Source organism: Pedobacter sp. KBW01 (assembly GCF_003852395.1).
Lineage (GTDB): Bacteria > Bacteroidota > Bacteroidia > Sphingobacteriales > Sphingobacteriaceae > Pedobacter.
In genome coordinates this window covers 155,075-182,048 of record NZ_QAJQ01000019.1, presented here as the reverse complement: position 1 = coordinate 182,048, position 26,974 = coordinate 155,075, and the positions used below count along the sequence as shown (strand labels likewise).

Below are 26,974 nucleotides of genomic sequence, written 5' to 3'. Positions count from 1 at the left end.
TCTTGTAAAACGATTAAGGCAATGAAAACGCTACAGCAGGATGAGAATTTTTTTAAAAAAGAAAGCCGCCCAGAAAAATCGGGGCGGCTCATTAAATATATTTTTATGTTTTACGAATACATTTCTTCGCGTAGTTTGGCAACATCTGCATTGTTAATGTACTCATCGTAAGTCATTAACTTATCAATAGTACCTTTTGGCGTAATTTCTATAATCCGGTTGGCAACAGTTTCGGTTAACTGGTGATCTCGCGAAGTAAACAATATCGCACCTTTAAAATCTTTCATACCGTTGTTTAATGCTTCAATCGATTCTAAGTCAAGGTGGTTGGTTGGCTCATCAAACATTAGTAAGTTAGCTTGTTGTAACATCATTCTCGAGAACATACAACGCATTTTCTCTCCTCCTGATAATACCTTAACGTTTTTCAATACTTCCTCGCCTGAGAATAACATACGGCCTAAAAAGCTACGTACAAATTGCTCATCGGCATCAGTTCCAGAGTATTCGCGTAACCAATCTACAAGGTTTTCGTCTTTTCCGGCAAAATACTCAGAGTTATCGTTCGGGATATCGGCAGTACTGATGGTAACACCCCATTTAAATTCACCTTTATGTTTTGCATCGCGACCGGTTAATACATCGTAAAACGCTGCGGTAGCCAAACTGTTTTGTGATAAAATGGCAATCTTATCGCCTTTATTTACCATGAAAGTGATTTTGTCGAACAATACACCGTCATTTCCGGTTTTACCTAAGTTTTCAACCTGTAAAATCTGGTCACCAGCCTCACGGCCGGTATTGTTGAATATAATGGCCGGATATTTACGGCTCGATGCCTTAATTTCGGTAATATCAATCTTATCTAAAGCCTTTTTACGCGAAGTAGCCTGCTTTGATTTCGAAGCATTTGCACTAAACCTGCGGATAAATTCCTGCAACTCCTTCACTTTATCTTCCATTTTCTTGTTCTGGTCGCTACGTTGTTTTAACGCCAGCTGACTAGATTCGTACCAGAAGGTATAGTTACCGGTGTAGATGCTCATTTTAGCAAAATCGATATCTACAATATGCGTACAAACAGCATCTAAAAAGTGCCTGTCGTGCGATACAACCAATACAATATTCTGGTAATCGGCTAAAAAGTTCTCTAACCAGGCAATGGTTTCAATGTCCAAATCGTTGGTTGGCTCATCCAGTAATAAGATATCGGGGTTACCAAACAAGGCCTGGGCCAATAATACACGTACTTTTTGTGTGTTATCGAGCTCTTTTAATAATTTATAATGGTTATCTTCAGTTATGCCTAAGTTACTCAACATGGTTGCAGCGTTACTTTCCATGTTCCAGCCATCCATTTCAGCAAAAAGATTTTCCAGCTCTCCGGCACGTTCGCCATCCTTCTCGGTAAAATCTTCTTTCATGTAAATGGCATCTTTCTCTTTCATAATGGCATAAAGCTCTTTATGACCGATCATAACTGTTTCTAATACCGAAAACTCGTCAAATTCGTAGTGGTTCTGTTTTAAAACCGCCATTCTTTCGCCCGGAGTAAAAGCAACACTGCCCGAAGTTTGGCTAACTTCTCCTGATAAAATTTTTAGAAAAGTAGATTTACCTGCGCCGTTAGCCCCAATTACCCCATAGCAGTTGCCCTGGGTAAATTTTAAGTTAACATCCTCAAATAATGTGCGTTTGCCGTATCGTAACGATAAATTAGAAACTGAAATCATGCTATAATTGAAATAAGGCGCAAAGATAGGCAAAAAGGTTGAGGGTAGGAAAGTAGAAGGCTAAAAGTTGGAAAGTTATAAAATTGAAAGGTTAAAAGGCAGGAAGGTTGAAGGCGGAAGGTATTGAAAAAACAATAAGGTGTAATCTGTTAATCTGTGGCAAAACATTTATTTTAGCCTCATGGAAAACCATCCGCTACTCGAAACCATCAAAACTACCCTCCAAAAAAATAAAGTAGAAAAACTGGCTGCCGTTGCATCTGAAGATACTTTTTCTGTTAAAGATTTAATTGATATCAGTTTTTACGCGGATGAACAGATTGGTTTCAGGGCTGCCTGGATTTTAGAAAATGTATATTCTAGTCACCAGAAGAGGTTTTTGCCCCACACCCTTTATTTTCTGGAGAAGTTTCCGCTCCAAACCAATTTTTCGGCCTTACGGCATTTTGTTAAAATCCTGGCCTTTATGACAAAGAAAAATGCATCGCCAGAAATAAAGGAAATCATTGGTAATTACGATACCGACCATTTGGTTGAAGTGGTTTTTAGCTGGTTAATTGATGAAAAGGTACCCGTAGCCATTAAATCGCATTGTTTGAATATCCTGGCTAATTTAAATACGAAGCATAACTGGATTAAAGACGAACTGGTGGAAACAATGGATTTTTTAGTCGATAAAGAGAGTATTGCTTTTTTTGCAAAAGTTAAACAGATCAGGAAACAGTTATCAGTTAGCAGGTTATAATTTGCAATTAAATAGTTTGCGGTTTTCAGTTAGTTAAACGTCAAATCTAGCCTTAAACCTTCTGTTTTCCGTCTTTTACCTTATATTTACCACATGAGTACTACTTACGAAATTGTATCAAAAGTTATAAAAGAACGCCGCAGTATTTTTCCAGCGAGTTATATTAAGAAAGAGATTCCTGTTGAATTGATTAACCAGATTTTAGAAACCGCTAATTATGCGCCAACACATAAATTAACGGAACCCTGGCGTTTTGTGGTGATCAGAAAGGCTGGCTTAGCTAAATTGGGAGAAGAATTAGTTCGTTTGTATAAAGCTTTGGTGACTCCACAACAGTTTTTGCAGAAGAAATACGATAGTTTTGCCGAAAAAACGAGTCAGGCAGATTGTATTATTGCCATTAATATGCAGGTAAGCGGTAAAATACCAGAGTGGGAAGAATTGGCAGCCGTGGCTTGTGCCGTACAAAACATGGCGATTACAGCTGAGAGTTTAAAAGTTGGCGCTTACTGGAGTTCACCACCACTGATTGATGATTTGGGCGATTTCTTAAAACTGAAAGAAAACGAAAAATGCATCGGACTGTTTTACATGGGCTACCACAACGAAAAACCATGGGAGCCGAACCGTGGACCGATTGCCGAAAAGGTGAGCTGGATTGAAGAGTAGTTTATTGGTTGATAGCTGATGGATTATAGTCAATAGCCCATGGTTAATTTTGCTTACAGTTTGTTATCTTGCACCTTTACGTTTTCCATTTGATCCTGATATGCTAAATCCACTCGATCAATATTTCGAACAAAAAGATGAACCTGTTAAAAGCTGCCTGCAGTATTTAAGGTTGCTTTTAATTGGTTATGCCGGTATTACCGAGCATTGGAAATACGGCATGCCTTTCTATTATCATAAAGGAAAAATGTTCTGCTATCTTTGGATACACAAAAAACTCCATCAGCCTTATATTGGTTTGGTAGATGGAAAGCGCATTGAACACGAAGATTTATTACAGGAAAAAAGAGCCCGAATGAAGATTTTATTAATCAACCACCTGGATGATATTCCCAAAGCGAAGATCGAATCCATTTTGGAACAGGCTTTTGCATTTCGAAAGTAAATCTTCCATCTTACCCCATCTATTTTACATTATTTCATTTTCCAATATGTCTGCTTTAAAGTCGAATTTATATCAATTGTGTTTAACCTTCATTCAAAAAAGAATAGAAAATATAACCTATTCAATGGAGCAGGCACGCCAGGCTTCGAACGATGACACCAAGAGTAGTGCTGGTGATAAATACGAAACTACACGCGAAATGATGCAGCAAGAAATGGATCGTAACAGTAAATTGTTGTACGAAGCGGGGCAACAGAAAATAGCCTTGCAACAGCTTGAAAATGTAGAATCCATTAAGGTGGTAAAAAATGGTAGCATAGTTTTAACCTCTGAGGGTAATTTTTACATCAGCATTAGTGCGGGTGAACTAAATGTAGATGGACAGAAATTCTTCGCGGTATCGCAAGCTTCGCCTATTGGTAAAGCGTTGATTGGTAAAGCCAAAAATGAGGGCTTTAAGTTTAATGGGAAAGAATACCTGGTAAAAGAAATACTTTAAGATTGTAATGGGATATTAAAATCTGGGAATAAATCTGTTTAATCTGCGGGAATGATTTATTAATATTTATTCCCGCTGATTAAGGTGGTAAACGCAGAAAACATCAGTTCGCAATAGGCACTACGCAGTTTTTATGCTCGAGCTCGTTTTTAACGAGTGCGTTATAATTAAGCGTTTAAAACGCGATAAAATTTATTTCAAACCCATTCTTGCTGCAAAAGCAGGCAACAGGTAAGGTTTTAGTTCTGTAAAGGGAATAAACACCACAATCTGTCCCTGTGCGTAGCTGGCCACTTCGTAAGGGTTGTACATAAAAGCAAGGCCGCTGCTATTGAAGTAAAAGTTCTTGTTCGGCTTTAAATAATTATCGAACAAAACCGTGTTTAAAGCGTCGGCTGCTTTAACGTTATATTCTTTTCTGAAGTTTTTCTCTAAAATGCGCTGTAAGGTATTTGAGTCAATTTTGATTAAATCGCTCAAAATCATTTGTTTTTTGTTTTGGACATCCAAGCAATACATGGTACTGCTGTAATTGCCGTGTGCCCCTCCGGTATAGCTATCTGCTAAAAAATCGATAACTATATAACCGTTTCTATTGTAATTTATGCTTTGTTGGCTATTATTGGTGTAGTTCATCCAGGCCTCAAAATCGTCGGTTCTGCCATTTTTTTGCTGATCGGCTACTTCGCTTTTGTAATCCTTAAAGTAAGCCTCGGCTATAGCTTTAAAACCAATCTCGCGATCTACATTATTTTTAATTCCTGATATGCGTTTTAGTTCGGTATTAAGCCAACTAGCCTGCTCATCTTGTTTTTTAGGCTGTAGATATTCAAAACTGATCTGTGCTGAAGGCGATTTTGTTTTATTGGCAAAAGCCTTCGCCGAGTCCTGGTAAATGCCTGCTGTAAATTCGTAGCTGCCTTCAGGATACTCTTCTGTAAGTAAAATCTGGTGCGTTTTGGTTTTATCACCACTTTGCCAGGTGCCCTTAAATCCGTTGCCAGTCCATTTTAACGAAAGGTGTGGTTGTTTGCCATTCTGATCGAAATAATAATCGTAAAAGCTGTTCTCACGTAGCACTACGCTATCCTTACCAATTAAGGTATCGCTTGCCAAATTTAACCACGAACCGTCGTAATAATAGTTTCCATCATAATCTCCGTTTACCTTTTGCAGGTTCATTACTACCGGTTTACCGGCAATGGTACCTTTTAAACGTTTGTAAAAGTTTTCGGGTAAAGCGGTTTCGGTTGTTTTAGTACTGTCGGTACTTTCGTTATTTGCTGTGCTGTTTTTAGCATTGTTACAGGCTGATACAATCAGCAATCCGAAAAGGCAAAGAGGAAGAAGATATTTCATAAGGCAACCATTAATTTGCTTATAACTTACAGTCGAAACTAGGGTTTTGTTTTATTAAAGCTCTTGTTAATGCTGTAATAAAGGTTTTTGGCGGTATATCTTCCCGGGTCAATGATACGTCTGATTGTGTACAGCGGATAGTTTTCATCGCGTGCAGTCGATAAAATAAAGGCAGCCTTAAAACCATGTTCCTTCAGTTTATGCAGGTTTGCCGCTTTGTATACACCATATGGATAGGCGAAATATTCCACTTTTTTACCCGTAATTTCTTCCAGTTTTTTAGTCGGTTCATCAATCTGGGTTTTCCAGTCTTCATCAGTAAACTGGGCAAAGTTTTTATGATCGTAAGTGTGACTGGCAATGGTATTTCCTTCGTCGGCAAGCTGTTTAATCTGCTCTTTAGTCATGTAATTGATGCGGCCTTTTCTACCAATCGATACCGTCATGATAAAATAAACCCCCTTAAAACCGTGTTTTTTCAAAGTAGTAGCGCCAACGGTAAATTGATCTTCATCGGTATCATCAAACGTGATCATGATGGGTTTCTCCGGTAGTTTGGTTCCATACACCAGGTAATCGTAAAGCTGATCGGGCAAAATAGAATGATAACCGCTATCTGCCAGCATTTTCATGTGCTCCCTGAATTTATCGGGCGCAATGATATCATCGTGCGCCCTTTTGCTGTCGCTGGCAGTTGTATTTCTAATTTGGTGATAGCACAAAACCGGAACTTCCCTGCGCGCCAGTATCGTCTTAGCGCCTGCAGGTTTGGTATTGGCCGAATCAATTTTTGCTGTTTCTGTAGCCGTTTTTGCAGCAGGTTTTTCCTTTGCTGCATTTGAGGGCTGACATGAAGCGAATAACAGTGACGAAATAGCACTGTAGAGCAGAAAGTTTTTCATGTTCCTTTGAAAATAGTAAAGAAATTAAAAGCTGTTCTTAATACTGTTGCTTAATGTTTTTGGCGACCAGTAACCACTTGCAATAATACGACGGATGGTAAACAATGGGTCTTTTTCATCGCGTTTGGTTGAAAGTTGGTAAGCCATTCTGAAACCACGTTTTTTCAGTTCAGGAATACCTTCTGCATTCCATAAGCCAAAAGGGTAAGCAAACTCAGTCATTTTTTTGCCTGTAATTTCTTCCAGTTTTTTTGTTGGTTTATCCAGTTGCTCTTCCCAGTCTTTACCAGCATATTTTTTAAAGTTTTTATGGTCGTAAGTGTGGCTGCCAATTACATTTCCTTCATCAGAAAGCTGTTTAATCTGCTCTTTAGACATGTAATCAACAAATTTGCCTTTTTTGCCGATTGAAACCGTCATAATAAAATAAACCGCTTTATAGCCTAACTTATCTAAAGTAGGACGAACAATGGTAAACTGATCCAGATCGGTATCATCAAAAGTTAACATGATGGGTTTGCTTGGCAGGGCTGCGCCGGTGTTCAGGTAAGCATAAAGCTGATCGGGCAGGATGGTATGATAGCCGCTATCTGCCAGCATTTTCATCTGATCTTTAAAATTCTGGATCTCTACAATATAGTCTTTACCCACTTTTCCATCGGTTGGTTTCCAGTTTCTAACCTGGTGGTAGCATAAAATAGGCACTTGTTTTCTGGCTAAAATGGTTTTCGCATCAGCCACTTTTATTTTAGAAACATCGACTGCAGCGGCTCCTGCATTTTCAGTTGCCTGAGCAGTTTTTACAGTCGAATCTTTTCCTGTTGAACTTTCTGTTTGTGATTTAGATTGGCAGCTGGCGAATAGGATTGCACCTGCTGTTAATAACGTTAGTAAGCTGTATTTCATAGTGATAATATATGTTGCAAAACTATAAAATCCCTTAGTTATTTTATATCAAATGTAATGTTGTTGAAAATTATTTGTGCCCGGACGATATTTAAATTAGCTATCGTTTTTATTACAAAATTTCACGGCTTAATCGGCTTTAATTAAATAATTTAGCCGCTCCAAACAATTATTCATGAATAAACTTTATAAACTACTTGTTTGCGCGCAGTTTTTGTCGTTAACTGTTGTTGCACAAACCAAAACATTTACCATTACTGAGAATATTCAGTCACAACCTAAGGCAAATTATCAGCTTGCATCACGTTTTTCGCCAAATAAACTCAAAAAAATGGTGTATTCTACTGCTGTAGACCCACATTGGTTAAAATTGAGCAATCGTTTTTGGTACACTTTCGAAAGCCCGAAAGGCAAATTCTGGTACCTGGTTGATCCGGCTGCCAAAAGCAAAAAAACAATGTTCGATAATGCTAAACTGGCTGCAGATATTACCTTGATTGTACGCGATCCTTTCGATGCCGAGCATTTGCCTTTAGAAAACCTGAAATTTGCTCCTGATGAAAAGAGTATATCTTTCGAAATTAAAAGTACAGTTGATGAGCTGAAAAAAGACCGGAAGGATAAAAAAGCAGCCGATTCGATGCAAAAGAAAATCTATTCTTTTAAATATGAGCTGGCATCGGCAAAACTTACTGAAATCCCAAATTTTAGTAAGCCAAAACCAAAACCATCATGGGGTTCTGTAGCGCCCGATTCATCGGCTATTATCTTTTCACGCAATTATAACCTGTATTGGATGGATAAAGAAAACTACAAAAAGGCCGTTAAAAACGAAGAAGACAGCACTATTGTAGAACACCAGTTAACTAAAGATGGTGTTAAGTTTTATTCGTACGGAAGTGACGGAGATGGCGAAAATAATGTAGAGAACGAAAAAAACAATAAGAAACGCCGCGGTGCTTATGTACTTTGGTCGCCTAATTCGAAGTATTTTGTGTTAGATCGTACCGATTCGCGCAAGGTGAAAGACCTTTGGGTAATCAATAGTGTTACTGCCGGTCGGCCAACTTTAGAAACCTATAAGTATCAGATGCCTGGCGAGGCAGAAGCCCCTCAGGATGAAGTATTATTGTTTGATTTCAATGCAAAAACCTATAAAAAACTAAGTGTTGCTGCATTCAAAGATCAGAGTATTTCGGTTTGGAGTAAACCAGTTTTAAATAAAGACCGCGATAACGAATTCCGTCCATCAGTTTGGTTGGGTAACGACAGCCACTTCTATTTTTCGCGTACCAGCCGCGATTTAAAACGCATTGACATTGGTACAGTTGATATCGCCACAGGTAAAGTTACCCCTATAATCGATGAACGTTTTAATACTTATGTTGAAGTAAACCGCCCTGGTTTGGTAAACGATGGTAAAGAGCTGATCCATTGGAGCGAGCGTGATGGCTGGGCGCATTTTTATCTTTTTGATGAAAATGGTAAACTGAAGAACCAGATCACAAAAGGAGCTTTTCACTGCGAAAGTATTGTAAACATCGACGAGAAAAAGCGTGTGCTTTATTTTACTGCAAATGGGAGGGAAGGGAAAGAAGATCCTTACTATTTGCATTTATACAGCATTAATTTTGATGGTTCGAACATGAAGTTATTAAACGCGGGCGATTTTGATCATGCCAGTAACATGAACGATAACAATTCTTTCTTTGTTGATAACTACTCGAGGGTAAATACGGCGCCAAAATCTACTTTGTATGATGGTTCTGGTAAAAAAGTAATGGAGCTCGAAACTACCGATATTTCTTTGCTGGTAGCTGCCGGTTATAAATTTCCTGAGCCGTTTAAAGTAAAGGCTGATGATGGGATTACCGATTTATATGGCGTAATGTATAAACCTTTTGATTTCGATCCGAATAAAAAATATCCGATTATTGAGTATGTGTATCCAGGCCCACAAACAGAGGCGGTTAATAAAGCTTTTAGCAAAAGCATGGACCGCACCGAGCGCCTGGCACAATTTGGCTACATCGTAATCACAGTAGGTAACCGCGGTGGTAATCCTTCGCGTTCCAAATGGTACCATACTTACGGTTATGGAAACCTGCGCGATTACGGTTTAGCTGATAAGAAAACGGCTGTTGAGCAACTGGCCTCAAAATATGCTTTCATTGATGATACTAGAGTGGGCATTACAGGGCACTCTGGCGGTGGATTCATGTCTACAGCTGCAATGTTGGTTTACCCCGATTTCTTTAAAGCTGCTGTATCTAATGCCGGAAATCACGATAACAGCATTTACAACCGTTGGTGGAGTGAGAAACATCATGGTGTAAAAGAAACCATTTCTTTGAAAGGCGATACTTCATTTAAATATAGCATCGATAAAAACCCTGATTTGGCGAAGAACCTTAAGGGCCATTTATTGCTGATGCACGGTGATGTTGATAACAACGTGCACCCTGCAAACTCAATCCGTGTGGCTAATGCTTTAATGAAAGCTGGCAAACGTTTCGATTTTCTGCTAATTCCGGGGCAACGCCATGCTTTTGGCGATATGACAGAATATGCGTTCTGGAAACTGGCCGATCATTTTAACAAATATTTAATCGGTGATTTTTCAACCCCAAGTGATGTTGACCTGGTAGAAATGGACCGCGATATTGAACAGAACGGGAAGTAATTTTTAGTTATTGAATAATTTAAGAGATGCCTTGTGGAAACACAGGGCATTTTTTATGCTTTTTAAGGTGGTATGGCCACGGATGCACGGAAAAACACTGAGGTTTTGAGTTGTGATGCTACCGCCATGGTTTGTGTCACACAAACCATCATCTGCCTGCCCCGGAAAAACAAAAAAGGTTCCGAATCGCATTCGGAACCTTTAAGGTAATTAGCTGATCTGATTTGTTTTTTACTTGTAAAGGTAGTTTACCGCAATTACGTCGTTTGCATTAAAAGTACGGTTACCACCATTAGAGCAGGCTAGCATAAATGATGCTGCATCTGGTTGTGAAGGTGTACCCGGAATTCTTACCGCTCCCACTGTAGATTTACCTTCATTTCCTGCGCCACTAGCACCACAGCTAAATGCACGGTTCATGTAATCGGTGTGACGGAAACCAATACAGTGTCCTACTTCGTGCTGGATCACAGAAGCGAGGTACAATAAATTTGGATTGGTGCCATAAGCTGCCGCGTTGGTATTCATTTTGATCTGATTATAAGGATTACCTGAAGCGGTTGGGAAACCTGCTGAACCTAAAGTTATGAAACCGCCGCTAGGGCCCTCGTTAAAGCCAACCACATCAATGTTGCCGGTTGCACCGGTAGCCGCTCTCTGGAAGGTTATACGTAAACCCAAAGAGTTATACCTCGAAATCATGGTATTTACCGCATCGCTGTACACCTGTGGCAAGTTGGTTACTGATACGGTAATTACCCGAGGTAGTGCTTTAACTGTATTTGTGGTTCTGTATTGCTCAGTTTCAGCAATATTCAAATTGGCATCTGTCGAAACTTCCGTTAAATTGTCTTCTGTTAACAGGATATCTCCTTCAACTAAATAGCCGCCGTCTACTTTACGGATATTATCGGTACTAAAACCCAATGTTTTGATCTGAGAAAGGGTATTGTTTGAAATATCAGTTTTGTTCTCTACTGCATTTTCTGTATTATTACTCTTACAGGAGTATAGAGCGGTGGATAGAAGGCACGCGGCTGCCAATGATAAAAATCTGGTGTTTTTCATTTCTGTTAGGTTTAAATGAATAATGATTAAATAAGTTAGTTAATAATGTTTGCTAATTACCTTATAAATACTAATTTAGAGAAGAATTGTGATGTAAGCAAAATTTTACAATAAAATATTCTTGAAAGTCAGTACTGTATTTTTAGTTATACTAATTTGTCTTTGTGTAAGCGCTTTAAATGCACAATCACAACCAGGTGGAGTAGATAAAAATTTTCAAAAATTTATTTCCACAAAAGGTAATATTGAAATATTACCGCCGAACGAGCTGTTGTTGGTGCGGTTTAACCATGCTTTAACTGCAAGTGAAATTCAATTGTTAAAACCTAAAAAGAAACTCTCCGGCGATTACTTTATCGTTGAGAAAGGTGCTATTTCAATGCTTTCACCCAGCCTCGTTTTTCAAGGACCTGCCAATGGCTTGTGGAAGGTAAGCGATGGGTTGATGAAAGTGCTGAATAAAGGCAATAAAAAAGGCGACTCGGTGCTGGTTAGGCTTGTCGTTAAAAATTTAACTGCTTCGCCAGGCTTCCTTCAAAATTTAAAGGTAATCTCGGTTGACCTTGCGAATAATATCTGTAGAGTCTATATTTTACCTGATGATCTAATGCTGGTTTTGGCACACAATGAAGTGTTGTATGCTGATATTATAGCGGTTGCCAAAGAAGAAGTGGTAATTAATGGATTAGATTTAGGGCTGAACCAGATTGCCAATGCCCACAGTCTGTTTCCCGGTATCGATGGATCGGGAATCAATCTTTCCCTTAAAGAAGGGATGTACGATGTGACTGATCTTGATATTTTAGGGAAAACGGTAGCAGGAGCAACGCTCACAGGTAAAGCAACCTCGCATGCCACTACTATGGCAACTTTGGCTATAGGTAATGGCAATTCCTTTATTCGGGGTTTGGGAGCTGCCCCAAAAGCAAAACTGGCGTTTTCGAGTTTCGAAAATCTGATGCCTGATTTGCCTGGCGATTTGAATAAATTTCAGATTCGGATTCAAAACCATTCGTATGGTGTGGGCATTGATAATAATTATGGTATCGAAGCTGCTGCATATGATAGACAGGTTTTTGAAAACGATACTTTAATCCACGTTTTTTCGGCCGGTAATAGCGGTACACAAACACCATCTGCAGGGTTTTATCAAGGCATTGCCGCCAGGGCCAATTTAACCGGTAATTTTAAGCAGGCTAAAAATGTATTGGTTATTGGTGGCGTAAACAGGGAAAATGTTTCCGAAAACTTAAGCAGTAAAGGCCCTGCTTACGATGGACGTATAAAGCCAGAGCTGGTGGCTTTGGGCGAGGATGGTACTTCAGGTTCTGCTGCCATTACCAGTGGATCGGTTGTGCTTTTAGAGCAGTTTTATCGCCAGAAGTTTAAAAAGGCTCCTTCAGCTTCGCTCGTTAAGGCTGCTTTGATTAATGCCGCTGATGATTTGGGTACCCCACAGGTAGATTATGTATACGGCTACGGAAAACTGAATGTGGCGCAGTCTTTAAAAACTTTGGACGAAGATAGGGTTGCTGTATATACAGTTGCCAAAGCACAGGAATTGATTATTCCCTTAAACGTTCCGGCCAATGTAGCAGAGGTTAAAGTAACAATAGTTTGGAACGATCCGGCTGCGGTGGTAAACGCGTCGCAGGGTCTGGTAAATGGCTTAGACCTGAGTCTCGAAAATCCGGGAGGGAGTGTAACTCTACCTTGGGTGTTAAACGGCGCAGCTAACCTAAATGCACTTTCTGAGCCTGCAGTGCGTAAGGCCGATCTGATTAACAATATTCAACAGGTTACCCTGGAGAATCCATCAGCAGGGAGTTTTAAAATTCATATAAAAGGAGGCCGCATTACGCAAGGCATCCAGCAGAATTTTGCTTTGGCTTACAGCTTCAAACTTAAAAATGCCTTTTCCTTTATCACACCCGAAAAAGACGGTAGCTTTTTTGCCGCCGAAAGCAATTATATCCGTTGGGATAATACCTATACCTCCCAATCGGGCAATTTAACGGTGAGCTACGATGAAGGTTTAACCTGGAAAACGATTGCTTCGGGCATCGATTTAAGCAGGGGTTTTTATAACTGGATTGCTCCAGATCAGTTCTCGAAAGCCATATTGAAGATGGAAGTGGAAGGAAATATAATTTTTAGTCCCTCTTTTGTGATTTCGAGTCCCAGGGAGCTAAAAGTAGGCTATGTATGTAGCGACGGTGTAGTTTTAAACTGGAATCCCCAGTCTGGTGCAAAAGATTATACCATATATGGTTTGGTTAACAATGTATTAATGCCGGTTTTAAATGTAACTGACACCTTAACTAAAATAGACAGGAGCAAAGTAAACAGTAACTATTTTGCTGTGGCCGCAAATGGCACTGGTTTTACTGGATTAAAGAGTTACACTATCGATTACACGCAACAGGGTATTGCCTGTTATGTAAGAAATTTATCGGCTAATAACACCAGTGACGATAAAATAAGACTCGATTTAAGTATCGGTACCACAATCGATATTAAAAATATCATTTGGGAGAAACAAACTGGTGTAAATACCTACACCGTTTTGAAGCAAACACTGCCAGTTCAAAACCAGCTCGATTACAGTATTTTTGATGAAAAGCCCAAGCCGGGTATACAGTTTTACCGTGTTACTTTCGAAACCGCCAATGGCAAGTACACCAGCGATCTGGCTTCGGCAGTATTCCTGGAAGAAGACGATTTTTCTTTCTACCCCAATCCGGTGACAGACTACCTTACTATTTTAAGCGGGTCATTTAAAGATTATAACCTGTCTGTTTACAATATGCTGGGGCAAAAAGTTTTTGACGAAAAAGCATCGAGTACCAGCCGTTTTGGCCTAAATGCACTAGCCAGTGGTGTTTATGTAGGGGTAATTGTACAGAATGGTCAGCAGGTTAAAAAGTTTAAGCTGATTAAGAGGTAATCGCTCAAATGTTGCCTATTCTTCTTATTTTACAAAAAATAATACTATGTATATGAAAAAAATACTGCTGTTTTCTGCTTGTGCGTTCTCCTTTTTTGCGTCGTGCAGGCAAGGAACAAAAACAGCCGGCGGCTCTGTCGATTCTTTAGCCATTAAAGCCATTAACGAAAGCAGCTTAACGCAATACCTTTCGGTAATTGCTGCCGATAGTCTTCAGGGAAGAAAGCCTTTTACCAAAGGCGAAACCAAAACCATTAATTATTTAAAAGCGCAATTCGAACATCTGGGCTTAAAGCCAGGCAATGGCGACAGTTATTTTCAAGAAGTGCCAATGGTAGAAATTAAATCGGTGCCTGGAGATAACATGGTATTTAAAGGCAAAACCACATCGCTTAGCCTGAATTATTTAACCGATTTTGTGGCTGGTACGAGGCGAGTACAAGAGGAGGTAAGTATTAATAATTCGCCTTTGGTTTTTGCGGGCTATGGTATTGTTGCACCAGAGTATGGTTGGAATGATTACGCTAGCTTAAATGTAAAAGGAAAAACAGTAGTGGTATTGATCAACGATCCGGGGTTTGCTGATTCTACCTTATTTAAAGGGAAAAATATGACTTATTATGGTCGCTGGACTTATAAATTTGAAGAAGCAGCCAGGCAAGGTGCGGCTGGAATTATTATCGTGCACGATACCGAACCTGCAGCTTATCCTTGGACGGTTGTAAGAAGCGGTTGGTCTAAATCCAAGCTCAACCTGCAATCGCCCGATAACGGAATGAGCAGGGCGGTAATTGAAGGATGGATTAGCCTGGATAAAGCAAAACAGCTTTTCGCCTTGGATGGAAAATCATTCGATAAACTGGCTTTAGATGCGCATAAGAAAGGGTTTAAAGCAATTGATTTAAATATTACTACTTCGTTAAAGGTTAAAAATACCATTAAAAAGTCGGTTAGCTATAATGTACTGGCCACCATACCGGGCAGCAGGCAGAAAAATGAGGCCATTATTTATTCGGCACACTGGGATCATTTAGGGATAGGGGAGCAGGTAAAAGGCGATTCTATTTATAACGGTGCCGTTGATAATGCTACAGGGGTAGCCTCTTTATTCGAAATCGCATCAGCATTTAAAAAACTGCCTAAAAACCCCGAACGTACCATTTTGTTTATTTCTTATACTGCAGAAGAGCAGGGTTTATTGGGCTCAGAGTATTATGCCAAACATCCGGTTTTTCCGCTGGCTAAAACCGTAGCCAATATCAATATGGATATGATGGGGATAGCTGGCAAAACAAAAGATATTGTGGTTTATGGTTTCGGTCAGTCGGAGCTGGAAGATTATGCCGGCGAAGCCGCTAAAAAACAGGGGAGGGTAATTGTTCCCGATCCGGTTCCATCTTCAGGCCTATATTACCGCTCCGATCATTTTAACCTGGCCAAAGTTGGTGTTCCGTCTTTATTTACAGGATCAGGTGTTGATAATATTGAGCATGGCAGGGTGTGGGGATTGAAACAGGTAGCCGATTTTACCAAGCTCCGCTACCATTCGCCACAAGATAATTTTGATGCCAAAACATGGGATTTATCAGGTATTGTGGAAGATGTACGTATGCTTTTTGATATGGGCTATCGCTTAAGCAATGAAACTGGTTTTCCAAACTGGAAAGCTGGCTCGGAGTTTAAAGCAATCAGAGAAAAGAAATAAACAAAAAGCGCCCCGATGGTATATCGGGGCGCTCCTTGAAAAAAAAGTCATTAGTTAAATACTTCCTGCCGGAAGGATTTAATTAAAAGTGGAACTGTACACCTAATTTTGGTGCGAAAGTATTAGCTTCTAAACCGAAAGAGTTGCTGGTAGTTTTTGCACCAGTTGCTTCTGCTTTGATTTGGTTGTTTGCATAACCTAAACCGTTAACCGATACTTCGATACCGATTCTTTTGGTTGGGAAGAAAGCAAAACCTGGAGCAACGTTAACACCAATTGATGTAGTAGTACCTACTTTAGCACCTGTATCGCCGTTAGCATCAACTGCTTTTACGGTACCAAAAGCCATAGGAACTGATAATTGTCCGAAGAATTTAAATTGCTCAGATAAACCAACATAGTAACGACCAAATGGCGAAACCTGGAAAGCACCAATCTGGTTTGGAACTGCTCCGCTTACGGTTTTAGAATAAGTATAACCTACACCGGTACCGATTGCAAAGTTGTTGCTTACAAAATAACCAACACTTGGTATTACACTAAAGTCGATATCTGATTTTGCTGCACCTTCTACTTTTGTTGAATTGAAACCAACATTACCGCCTAAAATAAATTTTCCTTTTTCAGTTTGTGCTTTTGCACCAAAAGCTAAACCTGCTACTGCTACTAATGATAATAATAGTTTTTTCATTGTTTTATTAATTATATTTTGTGTTAAAAATATAGCCAGCTTTACTATTTTAATGCCTGACTATATTTGCCTAAAAGTCAACACTTGTGCCAAAAAACTTTGTTTAAGTCATCAAAGAATCAGTTTTCTGTCAACTCCTTAGTTTATAGTTAGATGTAAATTTAAGGTTAACTCAATATTATTTTCGTGTGACCAAAAATCAATCGATCGATTGATTTTTGGCTTATGACAAATTGACAATCTGACTTTTTTTGTATAAATGTCAGATTTTTAGACAGTACAATCTGACAGTTTTTTAGGACAGTTTTAATTTATCGGTTGTTTGAGCAAAAGGGTAGGGTACTGAAATAAAAAAAGCAAACGGGATATTCGCCCGTTTGCTTTTTAACCATCATTTTATGGTTTTATTAAAAAGTATTGAATTTAAATTTCTGGTTATTTCCACTGCCTTCCGACCAGATGTTAAGCAAAGTGCTGTTTGCAGTGCTGCTACCGGGTACATCTACATTTTTTGAAGGTACATTGCGTGGCGATAAAGTATAATAACCTCCATCTATGGGTATAATGTTAAATTGTTGTGCAGTAGTATTACTGTTTGTCCTTATCTCGAGTTTAGTACCGTTAGCTGTGGCGGCACCAACTACAGTAAGCACTTTACCGGGAGCATTTAATGGCGACAACTGGTAATAACCTTCTGCGTTTTTGGTTAAACTCCATCGCGCATTGTTCGAATTTCCGTCTGTATAGAGTATAATCTGCGCGCCATCGCTTGATGAACCACCCGATACGTTAAGCAGTTTATTGTTATCCAGCGCCGTTGCAATTTCATAATTCGTATTGGCAGGGAGGCCGACATAGTTAAAACCACTATACATTTGGTTAATCGTTGCAATATCGCTTGGGGTCAAATTGCTTGTTGGGTAACTGGATTGATAGGTAGAACCATCGAGTTTGGTTATGCTGGGTTGTCCGGTATTAGAGAAAGCGTATGGCTCATACATCATAATCGATTCAAAATCGAAAGGACCAACTGTAGTATTGCTGGTAGCCGAAAGTTTATTGAAATTGAATTCTTTTTCGTCGGGAACATTTTCAGGATAAAAGATTGCATAGCTATCACGATCGGGTCTGCATTGTTCGTGATTTACACCTAACGCATGAAATATTTCGTGCATCAAAATACCCGGATAATTGTAGTTGTAAATGTTAAGGTTTTGGGCACCGCCAACCATACCAACAGAAGAACTGTTTCCGGTACCTTTTACAAAATTGATGTAATTGGCCTGACTTGTCCTTTTTACAAAAACAACGGGTGATACCCTCGAAATATTTTGCATGGCTTTCAGTGTCCAGGAAGTGTCGGCACCTAAACCAGTAAGGTCGTAATAAACAATTCCATTGGTCCACCGTTTTACCAGGTTGTTGATAATCAATCCTCTTTCGGTAGTTGATAACGATTTATTGCTGTTTGCTTTTAACAGGTTAAACTGCTGTGGTGTAAGTGTAATATCGTCGGCAAAATAGTATACACCGTTAATTTCTTTAATAATCACTTTGTTGCCGTCTATTGTGAAGGTATGGGTTTGATCAGGACCGCTTTTATCGGGGCCGGCATTTGTCTCATTTACTTTCTTACAGCTAAAAACGGTGAGCATAATGGCCGTAGCCAGGCATAGCGCCAGCCGGATCTTCATTTTGGTTGTTTTCATAAGGTTTAAGATATTTGGTTAGGTAAAAATGATGGTAGTATGTTGGTATATAGTTTTTTATGTTTTTTAGATTAATGCTATTTCGAAATTATATAGAAAAAACTTGTTTGTTAAGTAGTATTTTAACCAAATATAATTGTATTTTAATATTTACTTTATTGTATTCTTTATTTGTTTTAAGTGTTTTGTGCCAGGCCATTGGATTAGTGAAATGGGTATAAAAATATAATTGTTATTTTTGGCTAATAATATTTTGCCATGACCGAAAATACTTCTACCACTGCTATTATTGAAAAAACTGTTTTTCCGATTCTATTCGCCTTAAGCTTTTCACATCTGTTAAATGATACTATTCAGTCGTTAATTCCGGCAATTTATCCCATCATTAAAACCAGTTACCACCTTAGCTTTTCGCAAATAGGCTTAATTACCTTAACTTTTCAGCTGGCAGCATCTTTATTGCAGCCTTTTGTAGGTTTGTACACCGATAAAAAACCTCAGCCTTATTCGTTAGCTACGGGTATGGGCTTTACTTTAATTGGTTTAGTGTCACTTTCGCAGTCTACGCATTTTTATACCATATTGTTATCGGTTTGTTTTATCGGTATTGGTTCTTCTATTTTTCATCCCGAGGCCTCGCGTATGGCTCATGCCGCGTCGGGCGGGAAGAGAGGCCTTGCACAATCTGTTTTTCAGTTGGGTGGCAATGCCGGCAGCTCTTTAGGTCCGTTATTGGCGGCCTGGATTATTGTGCCTTACGGGCAGTTTAGTGTGATCTGGTTTTCGGTCATTGCCCTTTTGGCCATCATCATTTTAACTTATGTAGGCAACTGGTATAAAGGCTTTATGCTTTCGAGAAGTAAAAAGATTAATATCCAAACAGTTGTTAACCAGTTTTCGAGAACTAAGGTTATTTTCTCTGTATGTATTTTATTGCTGCTGATCTTCTCCAAATACTTTTACATGGCCAGCTTAACCAATTATTTTACTTTCTATTTAATTGATAAGTTCCATGTTTCGGTACAAACTTCGCAGATTTATTTATTTGTGTTCCTGTTCTCGGTGGCTGCCGGAACCTTATTGGGTGGGCCTATTGGGGATAAAATAGGGAGGAAGTATGTAATATGGGCTTCCATTTTAGGTACAGCACCGTTTGCTTTACTGCTGCCACATGCCAGCCTATTTTGGGTAGGTGTTTTAATTGTGCCTATTGGGATGATTTTGGCCTCTGCATTTTCGGCTATACTGGTATATGCGCAAGAGCTTATTCCGGGTAAAGTGGGATTGGTAGCAGGATTATTTTTCGGTTTCGCCTTTGGCATGGGCGGAATAGGATCGGCACTTTTGGGTAAACTAGCCGATTCGACCAGTATTGAATATGTATTTAATGTATGCGCATTTTTGCCTTTGATAGGCTTACTTACGGGCTTTCTGCCTAATATAGAAACGAAGAAGAAATAAAAATAATCCCGCCCTTCTAATAAAGAGCGGGATTATTTGTTAAAAATGGAAGTTTAATCCAAGAAATGGATTAAAGGTGTTAAGGCCAAAATCAAATGCCTCTGCTTCATACCAACTATTAGGCGTTACTGGACCATCATAATCAATTTTATTGTAAGATAATAAAGAGAAACCGATCTCAATACCCAGTTTTTTAGTTGGAAAAAATGCTAAACCTGGATTAATGGATGCATTATACTGGATATACTTTGTATTTGGGGAATAATCGTAATAGGGGAAGGTATTAGTTTGATTGGTTTTTACAACACCTATTGTACCGCTAAACTGACCAAAAATTTTAAGTTTGTCGGTAATATCTGCATAATACCGTACTACAGGACCTACTGAAATATTCTTTTGTTTACTTGTTCTTGTAGAGGTGATGTTGTTATTTGAATCGTAATTATTATTAAAATTTTTAGAATAACCTGCTGAAACAGTTAATCCAATAGCTAAATTTTTAGAAAAGAAATGTGCATACCTTGGATTGATGCTATAAGAATTTCTTTTTTCATAGTTTGGCGACTCTGTTTTTGATGAAGAAATACTGAAACTTCCTCCAATCAGGTTGTCTCCTTTTTCTGTTTGGGCATTAACAGCCATGGCGATAGCACATAGTGCTACCAACGTTAATAATTGTTTTTTCATTTTCATTTGTGTTTTTGTGTATTCAATGATAAACTAAAAAATCGATATAAAACTAATTTTATAGTTAATTAATTGTTAAGATATTGATGTTCAGTAGATAAAAATATCCGATCAGATTTCTGACCGGATAGGGGATGATATTAAGTCTTACTATTTGTTGGTACGGAGAATGAAATGATACAATTTGGCAGGTGCAGCAATAAAATCACTACCTGTTTTACCTGAAATCGACTTAATCCTGCCATTTTCCTGCGGGTAAATACTTCGGTTGTAGGTTACTTGCGCTTCACCCATCGATTTTATTTTGCCGTTTTCTTCAGGGAAAATGCTGCGGTAATAGGATATTTGGGTATTACCAATATTTTTTAGTTTTCCGTTTTCCTCTGGAAAAATACTCCTGTAGTATTCAAATTTTGTATCACCGATGGATTTTATTTTGCCGTTTTCTTCGGGGAAAATGCTGCGGTAATAAGTTATTTGAGTATCGCCAATCGACTTGATTTTACCATTTTCCTCCGGGAATATACTTCGGTAATATTCGAATTTTATATTCCCGATTGATTTGATTTTACCATTTTCTTCAGGAAATATACTTTGGTAGTATTCGATGTGCTTGTATTCGTCATCATCGTCTAAGTAGATATCTTCTCCCTCAAAAATGTATTTATAATATCGGTAGGCTGTGCTTTCTTTTTTCTGTGCATTAACCTGTAACCCCGAAAAAATAAGTAATACAATTCCTAACAGTTTTAAACTGGCAAAGGTGCTAACTGATATGTTTTTCATGGTAAAACCTTAAAAATGGATGTTAATGGTAAAAGTTGGAGTGAAGTTCTGTAAGGCTAATCTGAGGTTATTGGTTTTATCGTAATTGTACAGCGATTCGGAAGCATAGTAACTTTGATGAAAGAACGTTACGATAGGAAACGAAAATTCGAGGCTAGAATCGTTAGAAAGTCGATAAGCAAAGCCTGGGCTTATACTTGCTCCAAATCCTTTTACCTGAGCATCTGTGCGGATCAGGTATCCTTCATCGTCAATTCTGTTAAAGGTATTTACCTGCATAAGCAGATTGGCCTGCGCAAAGAACTTAAAGCGATCTTTCACATCAACATACTTGCGTAGAAAGGGAGAAAAACCAAAGCTAAATTCTTTTGGGCCATAGCGGTCTTCATATCTGCCATCTTCTTCATCCCAAGAAATGTAGCTTTCGCCACGCAATTTAGAAAGGTTTAAAGGAAGCTCGAGCCCTATGGCTAGGTTATTGGCTAAAAAATAGCCTCCACGAGGGGTTACCGTAAAGGTGTTGAGGCTTGGAGCCGAACTGTTTTGTTTAGAAGTACCAAAGCTTACACTGAGGCCGGCAAAGCCAGTTCCCTTTTCAGTTTGGGCATAACAGCGCCAACTGACGGCGCATAGCAGCGCCATGATGATTAATTTAGGTTTCATGATGTTGTGTTTTTGTGTGTAATCAATAATAATCATTATTGAAACAAAAAACAAGCAATGAAACTATTATGTTAGTTATTTTGAATGTTTAATTTAAAGTGTATTCAGTGCTCATGGCGGTTGTATAGTAAAGAACAACTTCAATTGGCACTGATCAAGTAGTGAAATTAAATACTTTTGATTAGATGCTTTAATGAGACTGATAAGAAACAAGTTCTTCAGGTAACCATGTTTTATACATATTTACTTGAGCTTTTGCCTGCCCGCTAACCGGTATTTTCCAGATATCGAAAAACGACGATAAGTTAGCGTTTGTTGCCTTAGAGATAGATGTAAACCAGAGATCTATTCGTCCCTGGTTGTTTAATGGAGTATTGTAGAATTTACGTGGATCTTTTTCACGATATATTTTATTGGCGCTCATGATGGATTCCCAACCAAAATTTTCGATCAGCTGGATATACATGCATAAAGCTGTAAATGGATCTTCGCCCCATTTTTTAAAAGTTGGTTCGTTTTGAAGGTATTCTTTTATTTTCTCCCTAACCATTGATTTGCTTTGGATTGCATCATGGTTGTAAATCCCTTTTTTAAGTACCTTATCATAAACATACATCGAATACAGGTTGGTGGTTACTTCGCCAACTTCGTCCATATCAAGACCCCAAAACTGGTGACGATGGCCGAGCTCATGAAAATGGCCCCAGCTTCCTTTTTCACGGAGTTTTTTTTCATCCAGCATCAACGGGCAGCTTTCATCGTTCGGTGCAACAATTTTATCCCATTGCGTAAACATATAACCGTAAGCAACCTGTTCGTCTATAATTATCCTTTCGGGATGCACCCGCTTTCTATTGATAATTGCTAGATCAGCATCTGCATTCATCACTTCATCCCAGAATTTCATTAAGGAATCGGGGTGTTCCAAATTTTTAATGCGGTACGATGGAACGGTAAGAATAAGATTATCGGTAGCGAGTTCGGCCCAGGGTGCAGGGTTGTTTCTTATGGTTTTCCAATCGGCCAGAGTCGTTTTTCCTAACTGGTAATAAGGTGCCTTAACCACACCATTTGTCAAAATTTTTATTGATTTAAGGGTAGAAGTATCGGGTATTTTAATGTAAAGCAAGCCTCCGTATGGCGAGAAAATAATCGTGGTATCTTTGTTGAGTTCTAAAGTTCTGGTTAAATCAAAACCGGGTCTCACCAGGTTGTCCATATGTTTTAAATTATCATTATGGATACCGATTTGTGCTTTTAAATGCTGGTTTTTGTAGATTGGATCGAGTATTATGCTTACTTTTTCGCCGGCGGGTACATAAACACCGGTACTGTGTAGCCTATAATAATCTGAATAAGGGTCGAGCAAGCCTTGCGTTCCAACTTTTACCGCTATCTCAATTTGTTCAGTGGTGCGGAGTGCGTTTTTTGGCACTTCGCCAGGGAAAAATTTGCTTTCGGGATAAATAAATGCTGTGGTATCGCTTAAAGCGTATTTTTTGTCAAAAAGATACTTTGAGAATCTATAACCTGCTTTCTTTGCAGGGGTAGAAATATCGAGTGGTTTCTTTATGGTAGGGATAGCAAGTGTATCGCCAATAGATAAAATTGACTTTAATTTTTGAATAACCCGACTAGTATCTGCATTACTTAAAAAACTAAGTTCGAGAGTTGGTTCCATTCCGTAGGCGTATTCTGTCGGATCGATAGATTTGAAGGCAGGATTTGCCAATTGTTGTATAATGTATTTTAGATGTAGATAGAATGGGGGATCTTTTAATATTAATGTATCTGCATTGCTACTTGCTTGAATTAAAGTGTAAGCGTTAAAAATACCGGCCTTGCTTAGTAGGTCATTAATTTTAATCAGATCGTTTGTATAGGGCTTGCTTTTGTCGCGATTCTTAAAAATGTTAGGATATGGAGAACCGAAAACCAATATGCCTCCAGTTCTTATAAATTTTTCAAGATTATGTTGTTCAGTAGTATCGATAACATCGGTGGTTAAGAAATAGACATTGGTGCCAGATTCGAGTTTAGTTTTTTTAGATATGTAAACTTTAGCCCCGCTGGTCTTTAAAAAACTTGATAAGGCAGGGTCTGTTGCCGCATCTACAGCTATCTTTAATTTTTTAGTTGAATTGCTGTTGCTATTTAGTATATTTTTGAGTAACTGTTGGATATTTTGGTTGGCCAGCAGGTTGCCAGTTAAATAATCTGAAGAACCAAAAGCGAAAATCTGACCCTTATCCAATTTGCTACTCATGCTCATATTCGCTAACATTGTCATGCCAGGCGCGAGTGGGTGGGTCGCTGTAATCTCAGGATTTTCGTTAGTGGTATAGAATATAGAGACAAATTTGCCGCTATCAGGCATAGGCAAGGTTTTAATATCTTTAAGCAGGGTTGATTTTTGGAATTTCTGTGCAAAAACAGAGGTGCTGACGAATGCTAAAATTAAAAGCGTATAAATTTGTTTGTTCATTTATAGATGGTTGAGGATTAAATGTAACCATCTTCAGTTACCGTGACAATATAGCAAATGTTAAAAAAAGCTAAATTGATTGGTTATAATCAAAAAAAAATCCCATAGAAGTAATCTATGGGATTTTGATTTGATGTGTTTTAATCTGCCTTTTGGTTCAGGAACACAAAATTGTGATCGAACATATCTAACTTAATTTTACTGTCTTTATCTATCTTGCCCGCTAATATCTCTTTCGACAGCTCGTTTAAGATTCTTTTCTGGATTACCCTTTTCAGTGGCCTTGCACCAAACTGCGGATCGTAACCCAGTTGTGCCAACCAGTCTAAAGCTTCGTCGCTGGCTTCCATTTCTATACCCATCTCGGCCAAAGTATGCTGTACCTGTTTAAACTGTAAGCTTACAATATTCCTGATTTCGCTGCGGTTCAATGGCGTGAACATGATCAACTCGTCAATGCGGTTTAAAAATTCCGGACGAATGGTTTGTTTCAACACTTCGAACAGCTCATTTTTGGTTTTCGCAATCACTTCATCGCGGTTTTCATCACTTAAATTTTTGAAATTATCCTGGATTAAGTGTGCACCAATATTCGAGGTCATGATGATGATCGTATTTTTGAAGTTCACCGTTCTACCTTTATTATCGGTTAAGCGGCCATCATCCAGCACCTGTAATAAAATGTTAAACACATCAGGATGCGCTTTTTCAATCTCATCAAGCAATACTACCGAGTAAGGTTTACGTCTTACGGCCTCAGTCAGCTGTCCGCCTTCATCGTAACCCACATATCCCGGAGGCGCACCAATTAATCGCGAAACAGCATGGCGCTCCTGGTATTCACTCATATCGATACGGGTCAACGCGTTTTCATCGTTAAATAAAAACTCTGCCAATGCTTTGGCCAATTCGGTTTTACCTACCCCGGTTGTTCCTAAAAATATGAATGAGCCAATTGGTTTACGTTTATCTTGCAAACCGGCACGCGAACGGCGGATCGCATCAGAAATGGCTTCAATAGCTTCGTCCTGACCAGCCACGCGTTGGTGTAGTTCATGTTCTAAATTTAAAAGCTTTTCGCGTTCGCTCGCAATCAGTTTAGTAACGGGAATACCTGTCCACCGGCCAACTACGCCTGCAATATCGTCGGCTGTCACCTCTTCTTTAAGCATGCGGCTGTCGCTTTGCTGGCTTTCTAAATCGGCTTTTAACTGCTCAACTTTATCCTGTGCTTCTTTAATTTTTCCGTAACGGATTTCGGCTACCTTGCCATAATCTCCGGCACGTTCGGCCTGTTCTGCTTCTAATTTATAGTGCTCAATTTGCTCAATCTGGTTATTTACGGCATCAACCAAATCTTTTTCGCCCTGCCATTTGGCTTTAAATTCATCCCGCTCGGCCGATAAATTGGCAATTTCTTCTGATAACTCCTGAACTTTTCTGTCGTCTTTTTCGCGTTTAATGGCTTCGCGCTCAATTTCAAGCCGCATAATTTCGCGGTCTAATGCATCTACATTCTCAGGTACACTATCCATTTCCATGCGCAGTTTAGAAGCTGCCTCGTCCATTAAATCGATGGCTTTATCGGGTAAGAAACGGTCGGCAATATAACGCTGACTCATTTCAACCGCTGCAATAATGGCTTCGTCTTTAATCCGTACTTTGTGGTGGGTTTCATAACGTTCTTTCAATCCACGCAGGATAGAAATGGCATCCTGGGTATCAGGTTCTTCAACCATTACCTTTTGGAAACGACGCTCCAGGGCTTTATCTTTCTCTAAATATTTTTGATACTCATCCAAAGTAGTTGCACCAATGGCCCTTAATTCGCCACGAGCTAAGGCTGGTTTCAGGATGTTTGCGGCATCCATTGCTCCTTCGCCACCGCCTGCACCAACCAAAGTATGTATCTCATCAATAAACAAAATGATATCGCCATCACTTTGGGTAACCTCTTTTACAACGGCCTTTAAGCGTTCTTCGAACTCGCCTTTGTATTTGGCACCGGCAATTAATGCGCCCATATCAAGCGAGTAAACGGTTTTGCTTTTTAGGTTTTCGGGCACATCGCCTTTAATAATCCTGAAAGCAATCCCCTCGGCAATAGCAGTTTTACCCACACCAGGCTCACCAATTAAAATCGGGTTGTTTTTGGTCCTGCGCGATAAAATTTGAATTACCCGGCGAATTTCTTCATCTCGGCCAATTACCGGATCCAGTTTTCCGCTTTCGGCATATTCGTTTAAGTTACGTGCATATTTACCCAAAGCCTGATAAGTGGCTTCGGCATTCTGATCGGTTACTCGGTTATCGCCACGTAGCTCTATAATGGCTTTTTTTAGGTCTTTCTCATTAACGCCCTGTTCTTTTAATAATTTAGAAACGGAGTCGTTTACCGCTAAAATTCCCAATAATAGGTGCTCTACTGAAACAAACTCATCTTTAAATTCTTTTAAAAATGTTTGTGCTTTTTGTAAAACACTATTGGCATTTGATGACAGATAGACATTGCTTCCGCTCACTTTCGGAAACCTCGCAATCTCTGCATCAAGGTTTTGGTTTAAGGTATTCAGGTTAACGTTAAGTTTCTTCAATACATAAGAAACTACGTTTTCATCAACAGTAAGCAAACCTTTAAGCAGGTGTGCTGTTTCAATGGCCTGTTGCTGGTTGCCCTGGGCTATTTCAGAAGCCTGTTGAACTGCTTCCTGGGCTTTTATGGTAAAATTGTTGAAGTTCATATTCCCTTTAAGGTCAAAACAAATGCCATTGCGATTTTGATTTTCAGAATCGGAAATTTTGTCGGTATGAAATTACTTTTAATGACTAAA

20 protein-coding genes are annotated in these 26,974 nt (G+C 39.0%); 8 read left to right on the top strand and 12 right to left on the bottom strand.

Annotation, left to right across the window (positions count from 1 at the left end; all coding sequences use genetic code 11):
• Window positions 1–110: 110 nt before the first annotated feature.
• On the bottom strand, window positions 111–1,733 hold the full coding sequence (locus DBR40_RS18695; RefSeq protein WP_124561261.1) for an ABC-F family ATP-binding cassette domain-containing protein: 1,623 nt from the start codon (window positions 1,731–1,733) through the stop codon (window positions 111–113).
• A 181-nt stretch (window positions 1,734–1,914) separates the two neighbouring features.
• On the opposite strand from DBR40_RS18695, the gene DBR40_RS18690 reads away from it, so the two are divergent.
• The 4 genes from DBR40_RS18690 to DBR40_RS18675 all read left to right on the top strand — a co-directional run bounded on the left by DBR40_RS18690 (window position 1,915) and on the right by DBR40_RS18675 (window position 4,091).
• Window positions 1,915–2,478: a hypothetical protein gene (locus tag DBR40_RS18690; RefSeq protein ID WP_124561260.1), complete on the top strand. Its 564-nt coding sequence runs from the start codon at window positions 1,915–1,917 to the stop codon at window positions 2,476–2,478.
• 93 nt (window positions 2,479–2,571) lie between these two features.
• Window positions 2,572–3,147 carry a nitroreductase gene (locus DBR40_RS18685; RefSeq protein ID WP_124561259.1) on the top strand — a complete coding sequence of 192 codons (576 nt, stop codon included), beginning with the start codon at window positions 2,572–2,574 and terminating at the stop codon, window positions 3,145–3,147.
• 100 nt (window positions 3,148–3,247) lie between these two features.
• Window positions 3,248–3,592: a DUF1801 domain-containing protein gene (locus DBR40_RS18680; protein WP_124561258.1), complete on the top strand. Its 345-nt coding sequence runs from the start codon at window positions 3,248–3,250 to the stop codon at window positions 3,590–3,592.
• 46 nt (window positions 3,593–3,638) lie between these two features.
• Window positions 3,639–4,091 (top strand): 3-oxoacyl-ACP synthase, encoded by a 453-nt coding sequence (locus DBR40_RS18675; RefSeq protein ID WP_124561257.1) that lies wholly within the window; start codon window positions 3,639–3,641, stop codon window positions 4,089–4,091.
• A 192-nt stretch (window positions 4,092–4,283) separates the two neighbouring features.
• Here DBR40_RS18675 and DBR40_RS18670 read toward each other — a convergent pair whose 3' ends face one another.
• From DBR40_RS18670 to DBR40_RS18660, 3 genes are read right to left on the bottom strand one after another with little or no spacing between them, the layout of a single operon-like run.
• On the bottom strand, window positions 4,284–5,450 hold the full coding sequence (locus DBR40_RS18670; protein ID WP_124561256.1) for an RsiV family protein: 1,167 nt from the start codon (window positions 5,448–5,450) through the stop codon (window positions 4,284–4,286).
• Window positions 5,451–5,488: 38 nt separating this feature from the next.
• Window positions 5,489–6,352 carry a polysaccharide deacetylase family protein gene (locus DBR40_RS18665; RefSeq protein ID WP_124561255.1) on the bottom strand — a complete coding sequence of 288 codons (864 nt, stop codon included), beginning with the start codon at window positions 6,350–6,352 and terminating at the stop codon, window positions 5,489–5,491.
• A gap of 24 nt (window positions 6,353–6,376) precedes the next feature.
• Window positions 6,377–7,258 carry a polysaccharide deacetylase family protein gene (locus tag DBR40_RS18660; protein WP_124561254.1) on the bottom strand — a complete coding sequence of 294 codons (882 nt, stop codon included), beginning with the start codon at window positions 7,256–7,258 and terminating at the stop codon, window positions 6,377–6,379.
• 175 nt (window positions 7,259–7,433) lie between these two features.
• On the opposite strand from DBR40_RS18660, the gene DBR40_RS18655 reads away from it, so the two are divergent.
• Window positions 7,434–9,941: a S9 family peptidase gene (locus tag DBR40_RS18655; protein WP_124561253.1), complete on the top strand. Its 2,508-nt coding sequence runs from the start codon at window positions 7,434–7,436 to the stop codon at window positions 9,939–9,941.
• A gap of 231 nt (window positions 9,942–10,172) precedes the next feature.
• On the opposite strand, the gene DBR40_RS18650 is transcribed toward DBR40_RS18655, so the two are convergent.
• Window positions 10,173–11,009, bottom strand: a complete 837-nt coding sequence (locus DBR40_RS18650; RefSeq protein WP_124561252.1) for a M57 family metalloprotease — start codon at window positions 11,007–11,009, stop codon at window positions 10,173–10,175.
• 121 nt (window positions 11,010–11,130) lie between these two features.
• Here DBR40_RS18650 and DBR40_RS18645 point away from each other — a divergent pair, with 121 nt between their 5' ends.
• Together DBR40_RS18645 and DBR40_RS18640 are read left to right on the top strand one after the other, a co-directional pair.
• A complete protein-coding gene (locus DBR40_RS18645) occupies window positions 11,131–13,956 on the top strand; it encodes a S8 family serine peptidase (protein WP_124561251.1) in 2,826 nt (941 codons plus the stop codon).
• A 52-nt stretch (window positions 13,957–14,008) separates the two neighbouring features.
• Entirely contained in the window at window positions 14,009–15,661 is a 1,653-nt protein-coding gene (locus DBR40_RS18640; protein WP_124561250.1) for a M28 family metallopeptidase, read from the top strand.
• 82 nt (window positions 15,662–15,743) lie between these two features.
• Here DBR40_RS18640 and DBR40_RS18635 read toward each other — a convergent pair whose 3' ends face one another.
• Both DBR40_RS18635 and DBR40_RS18630 read right to left on the bottom strand, forming a co-directional pair.
• The gene (locus tag DBR40_RS18635) at window positions 15,744–16,352 is read right to left on the bottom strand and encodes an outer membrane beta-barrel protein (protein WP_124561249.1); all 609 of its coding nucleotides are present in this window, start codon (window positions 16,350–16,352) and stop codon (window positions 15,744–15,746) included.
• 407 nt (window positions 16,353–16,759) lie between these two features.
• The gene (locus tag DBR40_RS18630) at window positions 16,760–18,061 is read right to left on the bottom strand and encodes a M12 family metallopeptidase (RefSeq protein WP_124561248.1); all 1,302 of its coding nucleotides are present in this window, start codon (window positions 18,059–18,061) and stop codon (window positions 16,760–16,762) included.
• Window positions 18,062–18,319: 258 nt separating this feature from the next.
• On the opposite strand from DBR40_RS18630, the gene DBR40_RS18625 reads away from it, so the two are divergent.
• Window positions 18,320–19,522 carry an MFS transporter gene (locus tag DBR40_RS18625; RefSeq protein ID WP_124561247.1) on the top strand — a complete coding sequence of 401 codons (1,203 nt, stop codon included), beginning with the start codon at window positions 18,320–18,322 and terminating at the stop codon, window positions 19,520–19,522.
• Between the two features lie 39 nt (window positions 19,523–19,561).
• Here the strand turns inward: DBR40_RS18625 and DBR40_RS18620 are convergent, their stop codons facing one another.
• From DBR40_RS18620 to clpB, 5 genes are all read right to left on the bottom strand, one after another.
• Window positions 19,562–20,209: an outer membrane beta-barrel protein gene (locus DBR40_RS18620; RefSeq protein ID WP_158674082.1), complete on the bottom strand. Its 648-nt coding sequence runs from the start codon at window positions 20,207–20,209 to the stop codon at window positions 19,562–19,564.
• A gap of 150 nt (window positions 20,210–20,359) precedes the next feature.
• Window positions 20,360–20,995, bottom strand: coding sequence for a hypothetical protein (locus tag DBR40_RS18615; RefSeq protein WP_124561245.1), 636 nt, complete (start codon window positions 20,993–20,995; stop codon window positions 20,360–20,362).
• Window positions 20,996–21,004: 9 nt separating this feature from the next.
• Window positions 21,005–21,658 (bottom strand): hypothetical protein, encoded by a 654-nt coding sequence (locus tag DBR40_RS18610; protein ID WP_124561244.1) that lies wholly within the window; start codon window positions 21,656–21,658, stop codon window positions 21,005–21,007.
• Window positions 21,659–21,848: 190 nt separating this feature from the next.
• Window positions 21,849–24,143 (bottom strand): M60 family metallopeptidase, encoded by a 2,295-nt coding sequence (locus tag DBR40_RS18605; protein WP_124561243.1) that lies wholly within the window; start codon window positions 24,141–24,143, stop codon window positions 21,849–21,851.
• 140 nt (window positions 24,144–24,283) lie between these two features.
• Entirely contained in the window at window positions 24,284–26,884 is a 2,601-nt protein-coding gene (gene clpB / locus DBR40_RS18600) for an ATP-dependent chaperone ClpB (protein WP_124561242.1), read from the bottom strand.
• Window positions 26,885–26,974: the final 90 nt, after the last annotated feature.